Source organism: Mesorhizobium sp. IMUNJ 23033, from assembly GCF_044778005.1.
Lineage (GTDB): Bacteria > Pseudomonadota > Alphaproteobacteria > Rhizobiales > Rhizobiaceae > Mesorhizobium > Mesorhizobium amorphae_A.
Genome location: NZ_JBJACT010000038.1, coordinates 42,024 through 59,428 on the forward strand (window position 1 = coordinate 42,024; position 17,405 = coordinate 59,428).

A 17,405-nucleotide genomic window follows, 5' to 3' on the forward strand; every position below is an offset into this window, starting at 1 on the left:
CAGGCCGGACGCCGCGCTGCTTCCGCCTGCTGGCGGAGGTCATCGAAGGCACGCCGAATGCGGCCGGAAACGCAGCTTGTCGTCATCGACGAATGCCACCTCGAAAACAGAGCGCTCCCGCGGAGAGCGTATCCCGCGGGAGCGCAGTCGGTTGCCCTTTTAGGACGAACGCGAACTAAAGCAAGCCGGCTGCCGTCATCAGGTCGGTGACCTTCTTCGAGTTCAGCGTCGCCGGATCGACCTTCGGCGCCTGCAGATCGGCGAGCGGCACCAGTTTCGCATTGGAATCGGCGCCTTTGCCGACCGCATATTCAAAGGACGTGCCGTTCTTCAGCACCTCCTGGCCACCCTTGCCGGTCACCCACTTCAGGAAGGCCTGAGCTTCCTTCTGGTGCTTGCTCGAGGCCAGCACGCCGCCGCCAGAGATCGAGACGAAAGCGCCCGGATCCTGGTTCTTGAAATAGTGCATGGCGACGTTCTTGCTGTTCTCGCCGGTCTTGGCCTGATCGCCGAAATAATAATAATGGTAGATGACGCCGCCTTGGATCTCGCCGGCATTGACCGCTTTCATCACCGTGCTGTTGCCCTTGTAGGCGGTGAAGTTCGTCTTCATCGCCTTCAGCCAGTCGGCCGTCGCGGCCTCGCCCTTCAGCTGCAGCAGAGCGCTGACGATGGCCTGGAAATCGGCGCCGGAGGGGGAGGCGGCCCAGCGGCCCTTCCAGCTCGGATCGGCGAGCTCAAGCAGCGACTTGGGCAGCTGGTCTTCCTTCAGCTTGGTCTTGTCGTAGGCAAAGACGGTGCTGCGCGCGGCAACGCCGACCCATTTGCCGGTGGTCGGCTGGTATTCCTGCGGAACCTGCGCCAGCGTGTCGGCATCGACCGGCGCGAACAGGCCGGCGGCCTCGACCAGGGCCATGGCCGGCGAGTTTTCGGTCAGGAACACGTCGGCCGGCGAGGCAGCGCCTTCGGCGACGATCTGGTTGGAGAAATCGCTGTCGCCGCCATTGCGCAGCGTGACCTTGATGCCGGTCTCCTTGGTGAAGCCCTCGGCCCATTCCTTGGCCAGGCTCTCATGCTGGGCGTTGTAGACGACGATGCCGGCATCCTCGGCCGTGGCTGGGGCGGCGATCAGGCTGATCGCCAGCGCGGTGGCGCCGGCGAGGGCGGAAAGGGCGTATCTCATGGGGCGTCGTCCTCGATCTTGTTGGCTGGTCTTGGCACGGCTGCACCTACCAATACCTGATTGTCCGAGTCAACATTGGTGAGCTGGTTCAATCGGCAGCCGGGGCGCAAACTTTCGTGATTCTCCGGCAGTTTGGCTTGGACATTATTTCGCCGGCCACGTAACAAAACAGCGCCGAGACGCGAACATCGGGGGAGTGAACTCTTGTGACCGGCAAGGATGAGGCCGAGCTTTCCCGGCTGCTCAAGGCCGCAATCGCCGGAGATGAAAGGGCCTACGCCGACTTTCTGCACCGGACGGCTGCTCTCGTTCGCGGCTTTGCCCGGCGCAAGATCGTACAGGGCGGGGTCGACCCCGAGGATGTCGTGCAGGAAACCTTGCTGGCCATTCATGTGAAACGGCATACCTGGCGCGACGATGCGCCGGTGCTGCCATGGGTCTATGCCATAGCGCGCTTCAAGCTGATCGATGCCTTCCGTCGGCGCGGACGGCGTGTCGAGATCGAGATCGACGAAATCGCCGAAACCTTCGCCGAGCCTGAGACCGAGACCGTCAGCGAGCGCGACATCAACCGGGTGCTGGACAGCCTGCCGCCGGCGCAGCGCTCGGTGGTCTCGGCGGTGTCGGTCGAGGGCCGTTCGATCGGCGAGACGGCGGCGAAATTCGGTATCACGGAGACGGCGGTGCGGGTGTCGCTGCATCGCGGCCTTGCCGCCATTGCCAGGCGTTTCGGGCGGGAATGACATGAGGACCGAGGATCTCATCAAGGCATTGGACGCCGACGCCCGCAGCAAGGCGATGCCGCTGCGCTCGGCCTGGTGGATGGCCACCGCGGTTGCGGCGGTGATCGCGGCGGTGGTTTTCTGGTTCACCATCGGTCCACGTTCCGACATCATGATCGCCATGCACACGATGCGCTTCCTGTCGAAGTTCGTCTTCACCATCGTGCTTGCCGGCACCGCCTTCGCGCTGATCCACGCTTTGTCGACGCCCGGCGCGTCGGCGGGAAAAGCAGCAGCCTGGATGGCCGCAGCGCCGCTGCTCGTCCTCGTGGCTGTGGTTCTGGAACTCTTCGCGGTGCCTGAGACGCAATGGGGCACGCGGCTGGTCGGCTCCAACATGATGCTCTGCATGGGCTTCATCCCGCTGATCGGCATTGGCCCGCTGGCGATTTTCCTGTGGATGCTGCGCTACGGCGCGCCGACGCGGCCGGTGCTTGCCGGCGCGGTTGCGGGCCTGCTCGCCGGTGGGCTGGCGGCGACCTTGTATGCCGCGCACTGCGTCGACGATTCGCCGCTCTTTGTCGCCACCTGGTACACGGTCGCGATCATCATCCTTACGGCGCTGGGAGCCCTGGGCGGGCGGCTTTTCGTGCGCTGGTAGGGGAACGCACACCGATCCTTAATCATGCCGGCAATTGTTTGCCGGTTAGCATCGTCGCCGGGACCGCCAGCGCAACCTTTCCTTAAAATCGATCCGCCAGGGTTGCAGCAACGTGCAATTGCGCAACGGGGTGGATCCGCATTGTGACGTGGACTTGGAAAGGCCTGCGGGCCGACAGACATGCTGCGCTGGTTTTGATGGTGGTCGGCCTTGTCGCCGTCCTTGCGTCGATCCTGCTGTCGCGCCTGGAGCTCGGCGCCGAGGCCCTGAAACTCTGCCTGCAGATAGCGGTCGCCATGATCGCGGCGTCGCTTTTCCTCACCGCCCTGTTCGTTCGCCAGATCGTCGAGGACCGCCGGCAGATCGGCGAGAGCGAACAGCGGTTCCGCCGCGCCATGGAGGATTCGGCGATCGGCGTCGCCATCGTCGGCCTCGACGGCCGCATCCTGCAGACCAATCCGGCTTTCGCCACCATGCTTGGCTATAGCCGCGAGGAGATCGAGGCGCTGACCTTCTTCCAGATCACGCATCCCGACGACCTGCAGATCGGCAGGGACACGATGATCAGCCTGAAGGAGGGCAAGATCGACGCCTTCCACTTCGAGAAGCGTTACCTGCGGAAGGACGGGACGCCGGTTTGGGCGCAGCTTGCCGGCTCGGTCATCCGCGACGAAGACAGCGGCCGTCCGCTCTACCTGGTTTCACAGATTGAGGACATCGACGCCCGCAAGCAGTCCGAGGCCCGCATCGCGGAAGCCGAAACGCGCTGGAACTTTGCGCTGGCCAGCGCTGGTCAGGGCGTCTGGGATCTCGACATGCGCAAGGGCGGCACGACCTACTCCGGTACCTGGGTGAAGATGCTCGGCTATGCAGATGGCGAACTGGACGGCGACCCCGACCGTTGGCTGACGATGATCCATCCCGACGACCGCGAGCTCGTCGCCGAGGCCGACCGCGCCCACCTCGCCGGCGAGACGCCGTTTTTCGAAGCCGAGTTCAGGATGCGCCACAAGGACGGGCACTGGGTCTGGATCCTCGACCGCGGCAAGGCCATCGAGCGTGACGCCGTCGGGCGGCTGATCAGGGCCATCGGCAGTCTGACCGACATCACTCAGCGCAAGGAGGCCGAAGCGCGCCTCATCGTCTCGGCGGCGATGCTGGCCGACGAGAAGGAACGGCTGCGCGTCACCCTGCAGTCGATCGGCGATGCCGTGATCTGCACGGATGCCGAAAACCGCGTCACCTTCATGAATCCGGTGGCCGAAAAGCTGACCGGCGTCACCAGCGGCGAGGCGCTCGGCAAGACGCTCGGTCATGTCTACTGGGCGGTAGACGAAGAGACCGGGCAGAGGATCGGCGTGGCACGGGCTTCGACCGGCGGCACAGGTCCCGCCGAGCAGAACAGTCGCGCCGTGCTGGTCCGCCGCGACGACACGCGCTGCAGCATCCGTCAGGTCGTGTCGCCGATCATGAACGAGCGAGCTGAATTCTGCGGACTGGTCATCGTCTTCCAGGATTTTACCGATGCGCGCGCCCTGCAGCGCCAACTCGCCTATGCCGCCGCCCATGACGCGCTCACCGGTCTCGCCAACCGTTCGAGCTTCATCCGCACGATGGAGGAACTGGTCGATCGGAGCGGCAAGGCCGACGTGGCCGACACGACGGGGCCGGTCGGCGGCACGACGAACTCGGCCGGCGATACGACAGGGTCGATCGGGGAGCATCAGTTCATGTTTGTCGACCTCGACCACTTCAAGCTGGTCAACGACACCGGCGGCCATGCCGCGGGCGATGCCCTGTTGAAGCGGGTCGCCGAGGCGATCCGTGGCGTGCTTGGACCTGAAGACATCGTCGCCCGCCTCGGAGGCGACGAGTTCGCCGTCATCCTGAGGTCGGGCTCGGCCGCCAGCGGCATGATTGCGGCACGATCCATCATCGATGCGATCCGCAGCCTGAATTTCACTTGGGACGGACGGGCGCATTCTATCGGCGCCAGCATCGGCCTGGCTCCGATCCGCGCCGGCTGTGGCGAAGTGGATGAGATCATCGCACGGGCCGACGCCGCCTGCTACGCGGCCAAGGCCGCCGGAAGGGGCTGCGTCTCAACGGCGGACGAGGACATCAAAGCCGACGAGACAGCGTCGCCCAAGCCGCTTGCCGCAGCCTCCTGAAGGACGCTTGCTAAGTCTGTGAGCTGCCGCGCCGAAGTCTTCGGATTCTAGCGCGTCGGAACCGGATGCTCGCCGCGATAGTCGTAGAAGCCACGCCCGGTCTTGCGGCCTAGCCAGCCGGCTTCGACATATTTCACCAGCAGCGGGCAGGGGCGGTATTTCGAATCCGACAGGCCGTCATGCAGCACCTGCATGATCGACAGGCAGGTGTCCAGGCCGATGAAATCGGCAAGCTGCAGCGGCCCCATCGGGTGGTTGGCGCCGAGCTTCATGGCGGTGTCGATGGCGTCGACCGAGCCGACGCCCTCGTAGAGCGTGTAGATCGCCTCGTTGATCATCGGCAGCAGGATGCGGTTGACGATGAAGGCCGGAAAATCCTCCGAGACTGTGATCGTCTTGTCGAGCTGCTTCACATAGGCCTTGGCCGCCTCGAAGGTCTGGTCTTCGGTGGCGATGCCGCGCACCAGCTCGACCAGCTTCATCACCGGCACCGGGTTCATGAAATGTATGCCGATGAAGCGCTCGGGACGGTCGGTCTGCGCGGCAAGCCGGGTGATCGAGATCGACGAGGTGTTGGTCGCCAGGATCGCCTCGGGATTGAGCTGCGGGCAGAGCTGGGCGTAGATCTTGCGCTTGACCGTCTCGTCCTCGGTCGCTGCCTCGATCACCAGATCGGCGCCGGCAAGATCGGCCATGGCGGGCGCGGCGGAAATGCGCGCCATCGCTTCGTTGCGCAGCTTTTCCTCGAGCTTGCCCGAGCCGACCTGACGGGCCATGTTGCCGCTGACGGTGGCGATGCCCTTCTCGATGCGCTCGGGCGAGATGTCGTAGATCAGCACCTTGTAGCCGGAAAGCGCGGAGACATGGGCGATACCGCCGCCCATCTGGCCCGCGCCGATGATGCCGATCGTCTCGATCTTGCTCATTACACCGATCCCGTCGAAGAAAGGCCTTTGCGGCCTGCTTTTTGTGCGGTGCAAACTAAAAGGGCGGGGCAGCTTCGTCTACCCCACCCTTCACAATTTAATACGGTTCGGCAGATAGCGTCAAAGCGCCTTTTGCAGTTCCGGCAGAATGACGAAGAGATCGCCGACGAGGCCGTAGTCGGCAACCTGGAATATTGGCGCCTCTTCGTCCTTGTTGATGGCGACGATGACCTTGGAATCCTTCATGCCGGCGAGGTGCTGGATGGCGCCGGAGATGCCGACGGCGATGTAGAGGTCAGGGGCCACCACCTTGCCGGTCTGGCCGACCTGCCAGTCGTTTGGTGCATAGCCGGCGTCGACTGCCGCGCGCGAAGCGCCGACCGCCGCGCCGAGCTTGTCGGCGACCGGCAGGATGACTTCCTGGAACTTTTCCGAGGAGCCCAGCGCGCGGCCGCCCGAGATGATGATCTTGGCCGAGGTCAGCTCCGGACGGTCGGTCTCGGAGAGCTTGTTCTCGACAAAGGAGGACAGGCCGGGATTGGCGGCGGCCTTGACGGTCTCGACCGCGGCCGAGCCACCCTCGGGCGCTGCCTGGAAGGAGGCGGTGCGCACCGTGATGACCTTCTTGGCGTCGGTCGATTGCACGGTCTGGATGGCATTGCCGGCATAGATCGGCCGCTTGAAGGTGTCGGGTGACACGATCTCGATGATCTCGGAGACCTGCGCGACATCGAGCAGGGCCGCCACGCGCGGCGCGACATTCTTGCCCGACGAGGTCGCCGGGGCGACGATCGTGTCGTAGGACCCGGCCAGCGAAACAACCAGCGCCGCCATTGGCTCGGCGAGGCGCTCGGCCAGTTCGTCGGCCTCGGCCAGCAGTACCTTGGTCACGCCCTTGAGCTTGGCAGCGGCGTCGGCGGCGCCCTTGGCGCCCTTGCCGGCCACCAGCACATGCACGTCCGAACCGATCTGCAGGGCTGCCGACAGCGCCTTGGCGGTCTGGTCGGAAAGGGTTGCGTTGTCGTGTTCGGCGATGAGGAGAATTGCCATGTTCTTGTTCCTTTCCTGACCGCTTACAGCACGCCGGCTTCGTTCTTGAGCTTGTCGACCAGTTCGGCGACGCTCTTGACCTTGACGCCTGCCTTGCGGCCGCCCGGCTCCTCGGTCTTGAGCACCTTGAGCCGCGGCTTGACGTCGGCGCCATAGTCGGCTGGCGATTTCTCGTCGAGCGGCTTCTTCTTGGCCTTCATGATGTTGGGCAGCGAGGCATAGCGCGGCTGGTTGAGGCGGAGGTCGGCCGTCACGATCGCCGGCATCTTCAGTTCCACCGTCTGCAGGCCGCCGTCGACTTCGCGCGTCACCTTGGCCTTGTCGCCCTCGACAACGACCTTGGAAGCAAAAGTGCCCTGCGCCCAGCCGAGCAGCGCCGCCAGCATCTGGCCGGTCTGGTTGGAATCGTCGTCGATTGCCTGCTTGCCGAGGATCACCAGGCCGGGCTGTTCCGCTTCGACCACGCCCTTCAGCACCTTGGCGACGCCGAGCGGCTCGGTCTGCTCGTCGGTCTTGACCAGGATGGCGCGGTCCGCGCCCATGGCGAGCGCGGTGCGCAAGGTTTCCTGCGCCTGCTGCGGGCCGATCGAGACGACGATGATCTCTTCGGCCTTGCCGGCTTCCTTCAGCCGGATCGCCTCTTCGACCGCAATCTCGTCAAACGGGTTCATCGCCATCTTGACGTTGGCAAGCTCAACCGCCGAACCGTCAGCCTTGACGCGCACCTTGACGTTCGCATCCACAACCCGCTTCACGGGCACAAGGATCTTCATTTCCTGTCACCTCTTTCAAGAATATTTGGGCGCGCTATAGCAGCGCGCGCCCTTTCTGAGTTGTCGAAAGCCGACATTCCGGACGGAATTCTGCTCTTCAAACGCCTAATGGTGGCGCTTCCGTAGTTGCGACAACCCGGCGCGTCAATATGCGTGACGCAGTCAAATCGGTTCAGTTCGGACTGGAAGCGCCGCCACGGCCCCATTGCGGCGCCTGCTGGGCTGCAGGCAGATCGCTGGCGACCTGCTCGGCAGCAACATGCGCTTGATTGGCTTCCGCCGCAGGCTCACCGTCGGCGCCGGCAAGCAGCGGCACGCCGCGGCGGCGCAGGACAAGCACCAGCACGGCGCCGGCGATGATGCCGCCAATATGGCAGGCCCAGGAAACCTGGTCCTCGCCGCCGGCGGCGAACATCACGATCTGGAAGACGATCCACAGGATGAGCGGGATGAAAGCCGGGATGCGCAGCGGGATGCGGGCGAAGGCGAGAACCCACACCTTCACCCGGGGATAGAGGATCAGATAGGCGGCAACGACGCCGGCGATGGCGCCGGACGCTCCGATCAGCGGCACCTGCGAATCCCACGCCACCAGGCCCTGGAAGAAGGCGCCGGCAGCGGCGCAAAGCAGGTAGAAGATAAGGTACCGGATATGGCCGAGCGCGTCCTCGACATTGTCGCCGAACACCCACAGGAACAGCATGTTGCCGCCGAGGTGGAAGATGTCGGCATGCAGGAAGGAATAGGTGAGGTAGCTCAGGCTCTCGGGGATGACGACGAATTCGGGCGACAGCTCGACCCTGTCGTGGACGACGGAGGGGATGAAGCCGAGGCCGAGCACGGCAGCGTTCCTGAAGTTTTCGCCGCCGATCGAGGTGATGAGAAAGACCAACGCGTTAACCGCGATCAGGCCGATCGTCACATATTGCAGCCGGATGTGCCGCAGCCTGTTGGTATCGTAGAGCGGGATGAACATGAGGTTTGAACTTGCCCCTTCCGCTTCGGCCGATTCAGCGGTTCTTGCCGGGCACCCATAACACGTCGGCGTTTCCGTTGTCATTGACCGCGCGGGCGGCGACGAACAGAAAGTCCGAAACGCGATTGATGTACTTGATCGCCTCGCGGCTGACGTGCTCGCGCGGATCCTGCGCCAGCGCCACCATGATGCGCTCGGCCCGCCGCGCCACCGTGCGGGCGAGGTGAAGGGTGGCGGCCGCCGGCGTGCCGCCGTTCAGGACGAAGGATTTGAGCGGCTGCAGGTCCTTGTTGAGAAGGTCGATATCCTTTTCGACACGGTCGGTCTGCGAAGCGATGATACGCAGCGGCTCGTATTCGAGCGGCTTGCCATCGTCCGGCACAGAGAGATCGGCGCCGAGGTCGAAAAGGTCGTTCTGGATGCGAGACAGCATCGCGTCGATCGCCGGATGGGTGGCAGCGGTGTGGATGCGGGCCATGCCGATGCAGGCATTGGCTTCGTCGACCGTGCCGTAGGCGTCGACGCGCAGGTCGGACTTCAGCCGCCGCTCGCCCGTGCCAAGGCCGGTGGTGCCGTCGTCACCGGTGCGGGTGTAGATCTTGTTGAGCTTGACCACGCTCTACCTCCGGAATGCTCACTTGCGGGTGAAATACACCGCCAGCAGGATCAGCACCAAGGCCACGAACTGCAAGAGCACGCGTGCCTGCATCAGCTTGTTCGAGGTCATGCCGTCGCCGCCACGCATCATGTTGATGAGGCCGCGGACCAGCACGATCACCACGGCGACCATAACGAGGACGGCGAGGACGTTGAAGACGGTTGCCATAGTCTGTTCCCAGTTCGATTGCATTCAGGCGCGTTTGGCAAGCAAGCGGTAGAGCATCGATGCCGGCAGTATGCGTTTGAGGATCACGCCGATTCTGGCCGGCACTGTTACCACATAGTGCGGTCGCGGGCGCCGCGACAGAAGCGCATGGCGCAAGGCCGTATGGACCAGCTCCGGACCGGGTTTCAGCTTGGAGATGCTGCCACCGGCCCTGAGCCGTGCCAGTTGCGCCTGATAGTCGGCACGGTGAACCGAGTTCTCGTGGTCTATATTCTTGAGGAACCAGAACAACGCATTGCTGGCGATCTTCGAGGTCACTGGTCCCGGCTCGATGAGCGAGACGTGTATGCCGCTGCCCGCGAGTTCCTGGTGCAGGCAGAGCATCAGCCCTTCCAGCGCATGCTTGGAGGCGGAATAGGCGCCGCGAAAACGCACTGGCGTCAGCCCGAGGATCGAGGAGCAGTGCACGATGCGGCCATGGCCTTGGCTGCGCATCACCGGTACGATGCGGCGGGTAAGGTCATGCCAGCCGAAGAGATTGGCCTCGAACTGTTCTCTCAACGCCGCGACCGGCAGATCCTCGACTGCGCCCGGCTGGGCATAGGCGCCGTTGTTGAACAGCGCGTCGAGCCGCCCGCCGGTGCGTTCCAGCACCGAGGCGACCAGCGCTTCGATGGAGCCGGGCTCGCGATAGTCGAGATAGAAGGTCTCGATGCCGTCGGCCTCGAGCGCGGCGATGTCGGCGGGCTTGCGCGCCGTCGCGAACACCCGCCAGCCTTCCGCCTTGAGCGTCCGGGCGCAATAGGCGCCTATTCCGGAAGACGCACCGGTGACGATGATGGTGCGCAATTCTCTCGCGGCGGGATTAGCGGTTTGACCAAGGGTTGCCATTTGCCGCATTCCCTTCCCATATTCGCGGCGTCGAGACAATCGAAGGGAACGCGGGACTTGTTGCGGAAAATCGTCGTCCTGCGCCGCGTGCTCTATGACGCGATCGGTCATTTCAACACCGACGACGGCTGGGCGATGGCCAGCCATCTGGCGATCACATCGCTGATGGCGCTGTTCCCGTTCCTGATCTTCGCCACGACCCTGGCGAGCTTTCTCGGCGCGCAGGCCTTTTCCGACACCGCCGTGCACCTGGTCTTCGACACCTGGCCCGAACAAATCGCCAAGCCGATCGCGCGCGAGGTGCTCAACGTGCTCACCGTCCGCCGCACCGACTTGTTGACCTACGGCGTGCTGCTTGCCGCCTATTTTGCCTCGAACGGGATCGAGGCGCTGCGCACCTCGCTCAACCGGGCCTATCGCGTGTCAGAGACACGCGGCATCATCTATCGCCGGGTGCAGAGCATCATCTTCGTGCTGATCGCCACGGCGTGCTTCCTGGTGATCAGCGTGCTCCTGGTGTTCGCGCCGCTGCTGGCGCGGCTTGCCGAAGCACATATCGAAGGGATCAAGCCCTATATGGGCACGATCACGCTATGGCGTTACGTCATCGCCTCGACCGTCATTGTTGGCGGGCTGTTCGCGGTTCATTTCTGGCTGCCGGCGGGCAAGCGCCGCTTCCTTTCGATCGTGCCCGGCATCATCTTCACACTGGTCGCCTGGCTTGCCGGCTCGACCATCTTCGCCACCTATCTCGATCATTTCTCGTCTTATGTGACGACCTATGCCGGCCTCGCCTCGATCATGATCGCGGTGGTCTTCCTCTATATGCTCTCGGCGATCTTCATCCTCGGCGGCGAGCTCAACGCCGCGATCAGCCGCTATCTCGAGGCGCGCGCCCGCGTTGGTTGATTCCTGGTTGGCTGGGCGGTGGCGAGCCCGACGCCCAGCGTGGCGATCGCCATGCCGATTATCTGCACAAGATTGAGCTGTTCACCGAACAGCGCCCAGGCGATGACCGCGGTGACGGCCGGGACGAGGTAGAACAGCGAAGCGACCTTCGACATCTCGCCGTCGCGGATCATCACCATCAGAAGGAAGATGGCGCCGATCGACAGCACCAGCACCAGCCAAGCCATGGCGAAGATCAGCTCGCCATTAATGGTGACGGTGCGAGTCTCGAAGGCGAACGAGGCGAGCGCCATCAGCGCGGCGCCGCCGACATATTGCCACATCGTCGCCGCCACCAGGTCGCCACCGGAGGCGAAGCGCTTCTGCCAGATCGTGCCGGCGCTCATGCCAAGCACCGAGATGAGCGAGGCGGTCAGCGTCGCTGCCGTTACGCCGCCGCCGAGCGCTCCGAGCTTCGGCCACAGCACTATGACGACGCCGGCAAGGCCGACGGCGAGACCCGCCCAATGGCGCGGCAGGATCGCTTCGCCGAGAAACCGGCCGGCAAGCACTGCCGTGACCAGCGGCTGCAGACCTACGATCAGGGCAGAGAAGCCGGCCGGCATGCCTCTGTGGATCGCCCAAAACACGGCGCCGAGATAGACGCCGTGCATCAGCACGCCGGCGCCCATCGCATGCAGCGCTTCCGCCCGGGTGGCTCCTTTGGAGCCGAGCACGACCGTCAAGCCGCCCAGCAGGATGGCGGCGAGAACGAAGCGCACGGCCAGGAAGGTGAACGGTTCGGCCCAGGGCATGGCATAGCGCGCACCGATGAAGCCGGTCGCCCACAGGACGACGAAGGAGGCGGGGATGAACCGCTTGATGCTGTGCATTTTCGGGGGCCGTTCGTGAACCGGGTGGAGACGTATTCGATGAAGAACTGACTACGGCGATTGCTCTAATGCCGTTCAATCGTGCAAGCAAAATGAAACGATTGATCCATAAGCTCATTCGAATTCAACAACGGCATCGGGACAATCGGTCAACCGATTGATCCCAGGGGCATGGCGGCTCGGTCGCCATGGGTAGGCATGCTTTTGCACCTCGACGCCAGCTGGCTGCTGATGACGGTCGCGACGGTGGCCGTCTTCGGCTTCTTCTTCGGCACCGCACTCGACGCCATCATGAAGGATGATGGCTTCGGTTCGACCGGCAACACGCTGCTGTTCACGCTCGGCTTCTTCGTCGCGGTGATGGTCGCCAACGAGCATGGCATCAGCCTGCGGGATCTCAAGCTCGCGATCGCCTGGGGCCTGGGGGGCGCCTTTACCTTCATCAGCGCGATGGCACTGATCAAGGCCGGTCTGGCGCGCTGGTGATGTTTCTGCAGTTCAGGTGATGCCGACGAGCTGCCTGACGTCTTCCGGCGAGACGCCCGCCTGCCTGAGCGCGGCAAGGCCGGTATCGCCAAAACTCTTCGACAGCTTGCGCCCGTCCGGGCCGGGGATCAGGCGATGATGGAAGTATCCCGGCTGCGGCAGGCCAAGCATGTCCTGAAGCAGGCGTTGCACGCCGGTCGCTGAAAACAGATCCTGGCCGCGCACGACATGGCTGATGCCTTGCAGGGCGTCGTCGACGACGACGGCCAGGTGATAGCTGGTCGGGATGTCGCGGCGCGCCAAGATCACGTCACCCCAGTCCTGCGGCCGGGCTTCGACCTGTCTGGTGCCGGAAAGCGTCTCGTCGGTGAATTCGGTCCATGACAGATCACCCGAGGCGCGCGCCATCGCCGTGTCCATATCCAGCCGCCAGGCAAAGGGCATGTTCTCGGCGATCCGGCGCTGGCGTTCCCTCACCGGCACTGCCTTGTCCACTGGGGGATAGAGCGGCACGCCGTCGGGGTCGCGCGGCCAGTCGCGGCCGCGTTTTTCGCTGCCGGCGATGAAGGCGCGGATCTCACTTCTGCTCATGAAGGCCGGATAGACAAGCTCTTCGGCAATCAGCCGGTCGAGCACCGTCCGGTATTGCGCAAAATGCTCGGACTGGCGGCGCACCGGTTCCTCCCAGTCGAGCCCGAGCCATTTCAGGTCGTGAAGGACGCCGGCTTCGAATTCCGGCGTGCAGCGCGTGATGTCGATGTCCTCGATGCGCAGCAGCAGGCGCCCGCCGGCCGCAGCCGCCAGTCTCTGGTTGAGCAGCGCCGAATAGGCGTGGCCGAGATGCAATTGCCCGTTCGGGCTCGGCGCAAAGCGGAATGTCAGCAGCGTCATCTCTCAGGCGGCTTGTCGGTTGTCAGGCGCTTTCGCCGATTGCTACCTTGCGCCCGGCCCAGGCGGAAGGGAACATGCAACGCATCGCCAATCTCGACGACATCGCGCAAGGGCTCGACGCGCTCTGCCGCATCGACCCGCGGCTTGAAAAGGTGCGCGGCATGGCCGGCGAGGTGCCGCTCAGGCTTTCGGAGCCGGGGTTCAGGAGCCTTGCCTCGATCATCGTCTCGCAGCAAGTGTCCCGCGCGAGCGCCGATGCGATTTTCGGGCGGCTGACGACGCTGCTCGATCCGCTGACGCCGCAGGCGATCCTTGCCGCCGGCGAAGACGTCTTTCGCGAGGCCGGGCTGTCGCGGCCGAAGCAGCGCGGCCTGATTGCCGTGGCAACAGCCGTGGCCGATGGGCTTGACCTCAACCATCTCTGTTTGCTCGACGCCCCCGCGGCGATCGCGGCGATGACGGCGGTGTCGGGCATCGGCCCGTGGACGGCGGAAGTGTATCTGCTGTTCGCCGCCGGCCACCCCGACATCTTCCCCGCGCGTGACGTTGCGCTGCAGAGCGCCGTCGGCCACGCGCTCGGCATCGACCCGCGTCCGCCGGAGAAAACGCTTATCCGGCTCGCCGAATCATGGAGCCCGTGGCGAGGTGTCGCGTCGCGACTTTTCTGGGCCTATTACCGCGAATTGAAGGGGAGGGACGCTGCACCCCCCGCGTGAATCCACAAAAAAGCCTGAAAATCAGGCGTTTTTGACGTTTCTGGCGAGCGACAATCCGCTTCACATCCCTGTCATGTCGGGCTTACAGTATCCCGGCCGATCGGTTCGCGAGACAAGGAGGTCAACGCGTGACGATTGCCGTATCTCCGGATGGGCTTCCAGCGCTGGTGCTGAATGCGGACTACCGTCCGCTCAGCTATTACCCGCTGTCGCTCTGGTCATGGCAAGACGCCATCAAGGCGGTGTTCCTCGACAGGGTGAACATCGTCGCCGAGTACGAGCACGCCGTGTCGTCGCCGACCTTCTCGATGAAGCTGCCCAGCGTCGTCAGCCTGAAGGCCTATGTGAAGCCATCGAGGCATCCGGCCTTCACCCGCTTCAACGTCTTCCTGCGCGATCGTTTCCAGTGCCAGTATTGCGGCACGCCGGAGGACCTGACCTTCGATCATGTCATCCCGCGCCATCGCGGCGGGGCGACGACGTGGGAGAATGTCGTCGCCGCCTGCTCTCCCTGCAATCTCAGGAAGGGCGGCATGATGCCGGCGCATGCCAAGATGTGGCCGCTGCAGAAACCCTTTCAGCCGACGGTGCACGATCTGCACAACAACGGCCGCCTGTTCCCGCCCAACCATCTGCATGAAAGCTGGATGGATTATCTGTACTGGGATGTCGAACTCGAACCATAGAGTTCGGCACAAATCCGCCATGCTGGCCGCCTGACGCGGCTTCCGGCCTTCGCCGGCCGAAGCGCTTATGGGCGTTCGTGGCAGTTGCAGTTAAGGCTACGGTCGGCGTAGGCCGGTGCTCACGGACTTGAATGTCCGCTCCGCTCCGGTTCTCGAAAGCCGCGCCATCCGACTCAGCCTGCCGAATTTCTGGACGAACTCTGCGTCGGGGCAGATCAATCCCGCGCGAAGGCGCTGCGGAAGGCGACGGCGGCCAGGATGAAGCTGGCGATGGCGTTCCAGCCGGCCAGCGACAGGCCGAGGATGCGGAGGGCCGCCTTGTCGCAGGACGGCGGCACGAATTTGTCGAGCGCGTCGAGCACGCCCTTGCCGCCGGTGTCGACCGGGCCGGCACCGGCGGTACAATCGGCCGGGCCTTGCCACCATGCCCATTCGACGCCGGAGTGATAGACGCCGAGATAGAGGCCGTAGAGCATCAACAGTCCGCCGATGGCGAGCAGCCCGCGCGTTACCCAGGCGGGCGCGCCCAGCACCGAGGCAAGCGCCGCCAGCAGCATCAGCGGTGCGCCGATGTAATAGGGCGTGCGCTGCTCCAGGCAGAGATGGCAGGGGATGTAGCCGCCTATGTACTGGAAGGCGAGCGCCGAGCCGACGGTGGCAGCCATGACGACGGCAAGGAAAAGTGCGGCCCGCGTGCGCTGGCGTCCGGTATCGGCATTCATGGTCGCTGTCATCGATGATGGTCCGTCTGCTTCGTCGCCTAGAGCGTTGCATCGTTTCACGGCAACGCCGAACCGCTCTATCTGTTTGTTTTGACGCAATTCCGGACGGAAAACCGTTTCACACTTTTCCTGGAATTGCTCTAGTGAGCGTATCTGACCGCGATATAGAGCAAAATCAGGGCGGCGGCGGCGGCGCTGGCGATCAGGCCGAGACGCTTTTCGATGAACTCGCGGATCGTTTCGCCATAGCGGCGCAACAGCCAGGCCAGCAGCAGGAAGCGAGCGCCGCGCGCGACGATCGCCAGCGCGATGAACAACAGCAGATTGACGCCGATGACGCCGGAGAGAATCGTCACCACCTTGATCGGCGGCAGATGGGCGGCGCCAGAGGTGACCAGCATCAGGATGATGAAGCCGATACCGGACGAGGTGCGCAGCGCCTCGAACTCATCGTACTTGCCGTAGAATTCGAGAATGGGTTTGGCTACCGCTTCATAGGCATAGTGGCCAATGAACCAGCCGGCGATGCCGCCTAGAACCGATGCGACGGTGGCGATCAGCGCATAGCGGTAGGCGCGGTCGGGCCGCGACAATGCCATCGGCAGATAGAGCACGTCGGCCGGCACCAGAAACACCGAGCTTTCGACGAAAGCGATGAAGGCCAGCCACCATTCGGCGGATTTCCGCGCCGCCAGCGACAAGGTCCAGTCGTAAAGTCCGCGAAGCATCGGCTCTCCTAATGCATGTCGTCCAAAAGTGCGCAGCGGTTTTGGGAAAACGACATGCATGAAAACAAAGACCAGAAGCACGCCGCATCCATTTCCTGGACGCCAGGCGCTTCAACGCGCCGTCTGTCTAGAAAGATTTTCCGCGCTGCACAATGGCTGAAGCTTCGCGAAACAGAAAGGTGAGGTTTGGTCGCGGGTCGAGAATTGGCCAGTTGACGAACAGGCCTCCAACCGTATAGTCCGCGCCCATCCAGGCCGCCCGGCCTGAGCCCCTATGGCGGAATTGGTAGACGCGCTCGACTCAAAATCGAGTTCCGCAAGGAGTGCTGGTTCGATCCCGGCTAGGGGCACCAATTTTCTAGAAAAAGCGCTTGTTTTCCAATAAGATATAAGAACGGAGTGAATTTGCATCCACCCGCAAATCAACCTTAGAATGCGCGGTTAGGTTCCCTTTCGCCCTGATAGGATTGCCGTTCATCACGATGGTAGGGGTATCAGGTTGTCCAATTGGTCGCCCTTAGTTTCCAGCACAACTACTCTGGATAGGACTGTTTTCGGTAAAATCGCGCCATGCAGGCGAGTGAGCTTTTGAAGAGCCCGGGACAAAGCAGAATTGCACCGCCGAAATGCTGAACCCCGCAACACCAATGCCGGCGATGACATCCACGACATAGTGGTTGGCAACGATGGCCGCGGAAGTTGCCATCAGCACGTTGAGGAGACAGATGGGGTAGCGGAGCCATTTCACGCCCCACGCCGCCCATGCACTAAGAACCGCGATGGCGGCATGGACCGAGGGGAAGGTCATGATCCCTTGGGCCTTTGTCAAATCGAGAACGAAATCCGCTTGGTCCCGGACGGCGTTCAATTGCCGCAGGAACACGGTGCCCCATGCCCCTTGCAGATTTTCGAGGTCGCTAGGATCGACATTGTAGATACTGTAGGTTCCAAGAGCGGGGTACCAGATCGAGACAACGCATGAAATGAAGCAGATGACCGCCCAGATGAGGGTCATCTGATATGAGCGCAGGACTTGCCCAGCCGAAGCCAGGATCAACGGCAGCGCCAGAAGCTGGTATGGGAAGCTACCGTAGGCGACGTTCAGGGCGTACGAGAGAAATTTTCTGTCGTCAACGAATGTAACCAGCGCTACCCAATCGAGGCCAAGCAGCGCCTGATCCATCTTTTGAAGCTGGTCGTCAGCCCACGGCATGTT

At 63.4% G+C, this 17,405-nt stretch carries 20 protein-coding genes and 1 tRNA gene; 8 read left to right on the top strand and 13 right to left on the bottom strand.

Going from position 1 to position 17,405, the window contains the following annotated elements; translation table 11 throughout:
* Positions 1 to 175: 175 nt before the first annotated feature.
* Complete coding sequence (locus ACFX5Q_RS30315; protein ID WP_404283789.1) at positions 176 to 1,183, bottom strand: iron ABC transporter substrate-binding protein; 1,008 nt, start codon at positions 1,181 to 1,183, stop codon at positions 176 to 178.
* 206 nt (positions 1,184 to 1,389) lie between these two features.
* Here ACFX5Q_RS30315 and ACFX5Q_RS30320 point away from each other — a divergent pair, with 206 nt between their 5' ends.
* From ACFX5Q_RS30320 to ACFX5Q_RS30330, 3 genes are all read left to right on the top strand, one after another.
* The gene (locus ACFX5Q_RS30320) at positions 1,390 to 1,926 is read left to right on the top strand and encodes a sigma-70 family RNA polymerase sigma factor (RefSeq protein WP_120016336.1); all 537 of its coding nucleotides are present in this window, start codon (positions 1,390 to 1,392) and stop codon (positions 1,924 to 1,926) included.
* 1 nt (position 1,927) lies between these two features.
* The gene (locus ACFX5Q_RS30325) at positions 1,928 to 2,566 is read left to right on the top strand and encodes an NrsF family protein (protein WP_404283791.1); all 639 of its coding nucleotides are present in this window, start codon (positions 1,928 to 1,930) and stop codon (positions 2,564 to 2,566) included.
* Between the two features lie 197 nt (positions 2,567 to 2,763).
* Entirely contained in the window at positions 2,764 to 4,737 is a 1,974-nt protein-coding gene (locus tag ACFX5Q_RS30330) for a PAS domain S-box protein (protein ID WP_404283816.1), read from the top strand.
* A 47-nt stretch (positions 4,738 to 4,784) separates the two neighbouring features.
* Here ACFX5Q_RS30330 and ACFX5Q_RS30335 read toward each other — a convergent pair whose 3' ends face one another.
* The 7 genes from ACFX5Q_RS30335 to ACFX5Q_RS30365 all read right to left on the bottom strand — a co-directional run bounded on the left by ACFX5Q_RS30335 (position 4,785) and on the right by ACFX5Q_RS30365 (position 10,179).
* On the bottom strand, positions 4,785 to 5,663 hold the full coding sequence (locus ACFX5Q_RS30335; RefSeq protein ID WP_404283792.1) for a 3-hydroxybutyryl-CoA dehydrogenase: 879 nt from the start codon (positions 5,661 to 5,663) through the stop codon (positions 4,785 to 4,787).
* A gap of 120 nt (positions 5,664 to 5,783) precedes the next feature.
* Positions 5,784 to 6,713, bottom strand: coding sequence for an electron transfer flavoprotein subunit alpha/FixB family protein (locus ACFX5Q_RS30340; protein WP_404283794.1), 930 nt, complete (start codon positions 6,711 to 6,713; stop codon positions 5,784 to 5,786).
* A 23-nt stretch (positions 6,714 to 6,736) separates the two neighbouring features.
* On the bottom strand, positions 6,737 to 7,486 hold the full coding sequence (locus ACFX5Q_RS30345) for an electron transfer flavoprotein subunit beta/FixA family protein (protein ID WP_192182502.1): 750 nt from the start codon (positions 7,484 to 7,486) through the stop codon (positions 6,737 to 6,739).
* A gap of 172 nt (positions 7,487 to 7,658) precedes the next feature.
* A complete protein-coding gene (locus tag ACFX5Q_RS30350; RefSeq protein WP_404283796.1) occupies positions 7,659 to 8,462 on the bottom strand; it encodes a rhomboid family intramembrane serine protease in 804 nt (267 codons plus the stop codon).
* Between the two features lie 34 nt (positions 8,463 to 8,496).
* A complete protein-coding gene (locus tag ACFX5Q_RS30355) occupies positions 8,497 to 9,078 on the bottom strand; it encodes a cob(I)yrinic acid a,c-diamide adenosyltransferase (protein WP_404283797.1) in 582 nt (193 codons plus the stop codon).
* Positions 9,079 to 9,096: 18 nt separating this feature from the next.
* Positions 9,097 to 9,288 carry a twin transmembrane helix small protein gene (locus ACFX5Q_RS30360; protein ID WP_006199891.1) on the bottom strand — a complete coding sequence of 64 codons (192 nt, stop codon included), beginning with the start codon at positions 9,286 to 9,288 and terminating at the stop codon, positions 9,097 to 9,099.
* Between the two features lie 24 nt (positions 9,289 to 9,312).
* Positions 9,313 to 10,179 (bottom strand): SDR family oxidoreductase, encoded by an 867-nt coding sequence (locus ACFX5Q_RS30365; protein ID WP_404283798.1) that lies wholly within the window; start codon positions 10,177 to 10,179, stop codon positions 9,313 to 9,315.
* A 57-nt stretch (positions 10,180 to 10,236) separates the two neighbouring features.
* Here ACFX5Q_RS30365 and ACFX5Q_RS30370 point away from each other — a divergent pair, with 57 nt between their 5' ends.
* Positions 10,237 to 11,088, top strand: coding sequence for a YihY/virulence factor BrkB family protein (locus ACFX5Q_RS30370; protein WP_192182506.1), 852 nt, complete (start codon positions 10,237 to 10,239; stop codon positions 11,086 to 11,088).
* On the opposite strand, the gene ACFX5Q_RS30375 is transcribed toward ACFX5Q_RS30370, so the two are convergent.
* On the bottom strand, positions 11,058 to 11,960 hold the full coding sequence (locus ACFX5Q_RS30375) for a DMT family transporter (protein WP_404283800.1): 903 nt from the start codon (positions 11,958 to 11,960) through the stop codon (positions 11,058 to 11,060). The genes ACFX5Q_RS30370 and ACFX5Q_RS30375 overlap by 31 nt on opposite strands.
* 198 nt (positions 11,961 to 12,158) lie before the next feature.
* Here ACFX5Q_RS30375 and ACFX5Q_RS30380 point away from each other — a divergent pair, with 198 nt between their 5' ends.
* Positions 12,159 to 12,446 carry a hypothetical protein gene (locus ACFX5Q_RS30380; protein WP_404283802.1) on the top strand — a complete coding sequence of 96 codons (288 nt, stop codon included), beginning with the start codon at positions 12,159 to 12,161 and terminating at the stop codon, positions 12,444 to 12,446.
* A gap of 12 nt (positions 12,447 to 12,458) precedes the next feature.
* Here the strand turns inward: ACFX5Q_RS30380 and gluQRS are convergent, their stop codons facing one another.
* A complete protein-coding gene (gene gluQRS / locus ACFX5Q_RS30385; protein ID WP_404283804.1) occupies positions 12,459 to 13,337 on the bottom strand; it encodes a tRNA glutamyl-Q(34) synthetase GluQRS in 879 nt (292 codons plus the stop codon).
* Between the two features lie 74 nt (positions 13,338 to 13,411).
* Between gluQRS and ACFX5Q_RS30390 the strand changes: the two genes are divergently transcribed.
* Together ACFX5Q_RS30390 and ACFX5Q_RS30395 are read left to right on the top strand one after the other, a co-directional pair.
* Positions 13,412 to 14,053 carry a DNA-3-methyladenine glycosylase family protein gene (locus tag ACFX5Q_RS30390; RefSeq protein ID WP_404283805.1) on the top strand — a complete coding sequence of 214 codons (642 nt, stop codon included), beginning with the start codon at positions 13,412 to 13,414 and terminating at the stop codon, positions 14,051 to 14,053.
* A 128-nt stretch (positions 14,054 to 14,181) separates the two neighbouring features.
* The gene (locus ACFX5Q_RS30395) at positions 14,182 to 14,739 is read left to right on the top strand and encodes an HNH endonuclease (RefSeq protein WP_006199900.1); all 558 of its coding nucleotides are present in this window, start codon (positions 14,182 to 14,184) and stop codon (positions 14,737 to 14,739) included.
* Between the two features lie 215 nt (positions 14,740 to 14,954).
* Here the strand turns inward: ACFX5Q_RS30395 and ACFX5Q_RS30400 are convergent, their stop codons facing one another.
* On the bottom strand, positions 14,955 to 15,473 hold the full coding sequence (locus ACFX5Q_RS30400; protein ID WP_404283806.1) for a disulfide bond formation protein B: 519 nt from the start codon (positions 15,471 to 15,473) through the stop codon (positions 14,955 to 14,957).
* Between the two features lie 128 nt (positions 15,474 to 15,601).
* Positions 15,602 to 16,189: a YqaA family protein gene (locus ACFX5Q_RS30405; protein ID WP_404283808.1), complete on the bottom strand. Its 588-nt coding sequence runs from the start codon at positions 16,187 to 16,189 to the stop codon at positions 15,602 to 15,604.
* Positions 16,190 to 16,457: 268 nt separating this feature from the next.
* Here ACFX5Q_RS30405 and ACFX5Q_RS30410 point away from each other — a divergent pair.
* Positions 16,458 to 16,542, top strand: a tRNA-Leu gene (locus ACFX5Q_RS30410).
* A gap of 164 nt (positions 16,543 to 16,706) precedes the next feature.
* Here the strand turns inward: ACFX5Q_RS30410 and ACFX5Q_RS30415 are convergent.
* Positions 16,707 to 17,405, bottom strand: a 699-nt coding sequence (locus tag ACFX5Q_RS30415) for a phosphatase PAP2 family protein (RefSeq protein ID WP_404283810.1), incomplete at its 5' end; no start/stop codon positions are given.

Bases quoted from the DNA above. Each gene is read 5' to 3' on its own strand.
- ACFX5Q_RS30315 (WP_404283789.1), bottom strand. From the start codon at position 1,183: ATGAGATACGCCCTTTCCGCCCTCGCCGGCGCCACCGCGCTGGCGATC.
- ACFX5Q_RS30325 (WP_404283791.1), top strand. From the start codon at position 1,928: ATGAGGACCGAGGATCTCATCAAGGCATTGGACGCCGACGCCCGCAGC.
- ACFX5Q_RS30330 (WP_404283816.1), top strand. From the start codon at position 2,764: ATGGTGGTCGGCCTTGTCGCCGTCCTTGCGTCGATCCTGCTGTCGCGC.
- ACFX5Q_RS30335 (WP_404283792.1), bottom strand. From the start codon at position 5,663: ATGAGCAAGATCGAGACGATCGGCATCATCGGCGCGGGCCAGATGGGC.
- ACFX5Q_RS30340 (WP_404283794.1), bottom strand. From the start codon at position 6,713: ATGGCAATTCTCCTCATCGCCGAACACGACAACGCAACCCTTTCCGAC.
- ACFX5Q_RS30345 (WP_192182502.1), bottom strand. From the start codon at position 7,486: ATGAAGATCCTTGTGCCCGTGAAGCGGGTTGTGGATGCGAACGTCAAG.
- ACFX5Q_RS30350 (WP_404283796.1), bottom strand. From the start codon at position 8,462: ATGTTCATCCCGCTCTACGATACCAACAGGCTGCGGCACATCCGGCTG.
- ACFX5Q_RS30360 (WP_006199891.1), bottom strand. From the start codon at position 9,288: ATGGCAACCGTCTTCAACGTCCTCGCCGTCCTCGTTATGGTCGCCGTG.
- ACFX5Q_RS30365 (WP_404283798.1), bottom strand. From the start codon at position 10,179: ATGGCAACCCTTGGTCAAACCGCTAATCCCGCCGCGAGAGAATTGCGC.
- ACFX5Q_RS30375 (WP_404283800.1), bottom strand. From the start codon at position 11,960: ATGCACAGCATCAAGCGGTTCATCCCCGCCTCCTTCGTCGTCCTGTGG.
- ACFX5Q_RS30380 (WP_404283802.1), top strand. From the start codon at position 12,159: ATGCTTTTGCACCTCGACGCCAGCTGGCTGCTGATGACGGTCGCGACG.
- gluQRS (WP_404283804.1), bottom strand. From the start codon at position 13,337: ATGACGCTGCTGACATTCCGCTTTGCGCCGAGCCCGAACGGGCAATTG.
- ACFX5Q_RS30390 (WP_404283805.1), top strand. From the start codon at position 13,412: ATGCAACGCATCGCCAATCTCGACGACATCGCGCAAGGGCTCGACGCG.
- ACFX5Q_RS30400 (WP_404283806.1), bottom strand. From the start codon at position 15,473: ATGACAGCGACCATGAATGCCGATACCGGACGCCAGCGCACGCGGGCC.
- ACFX5Q_RS30405 (WP_404283808.1), bottom strand. From the start codon at position 16,189: ATGCTTCGCGGACTTTACGACTGGACCTTGTCGCTGGCGGCGCGGAAA.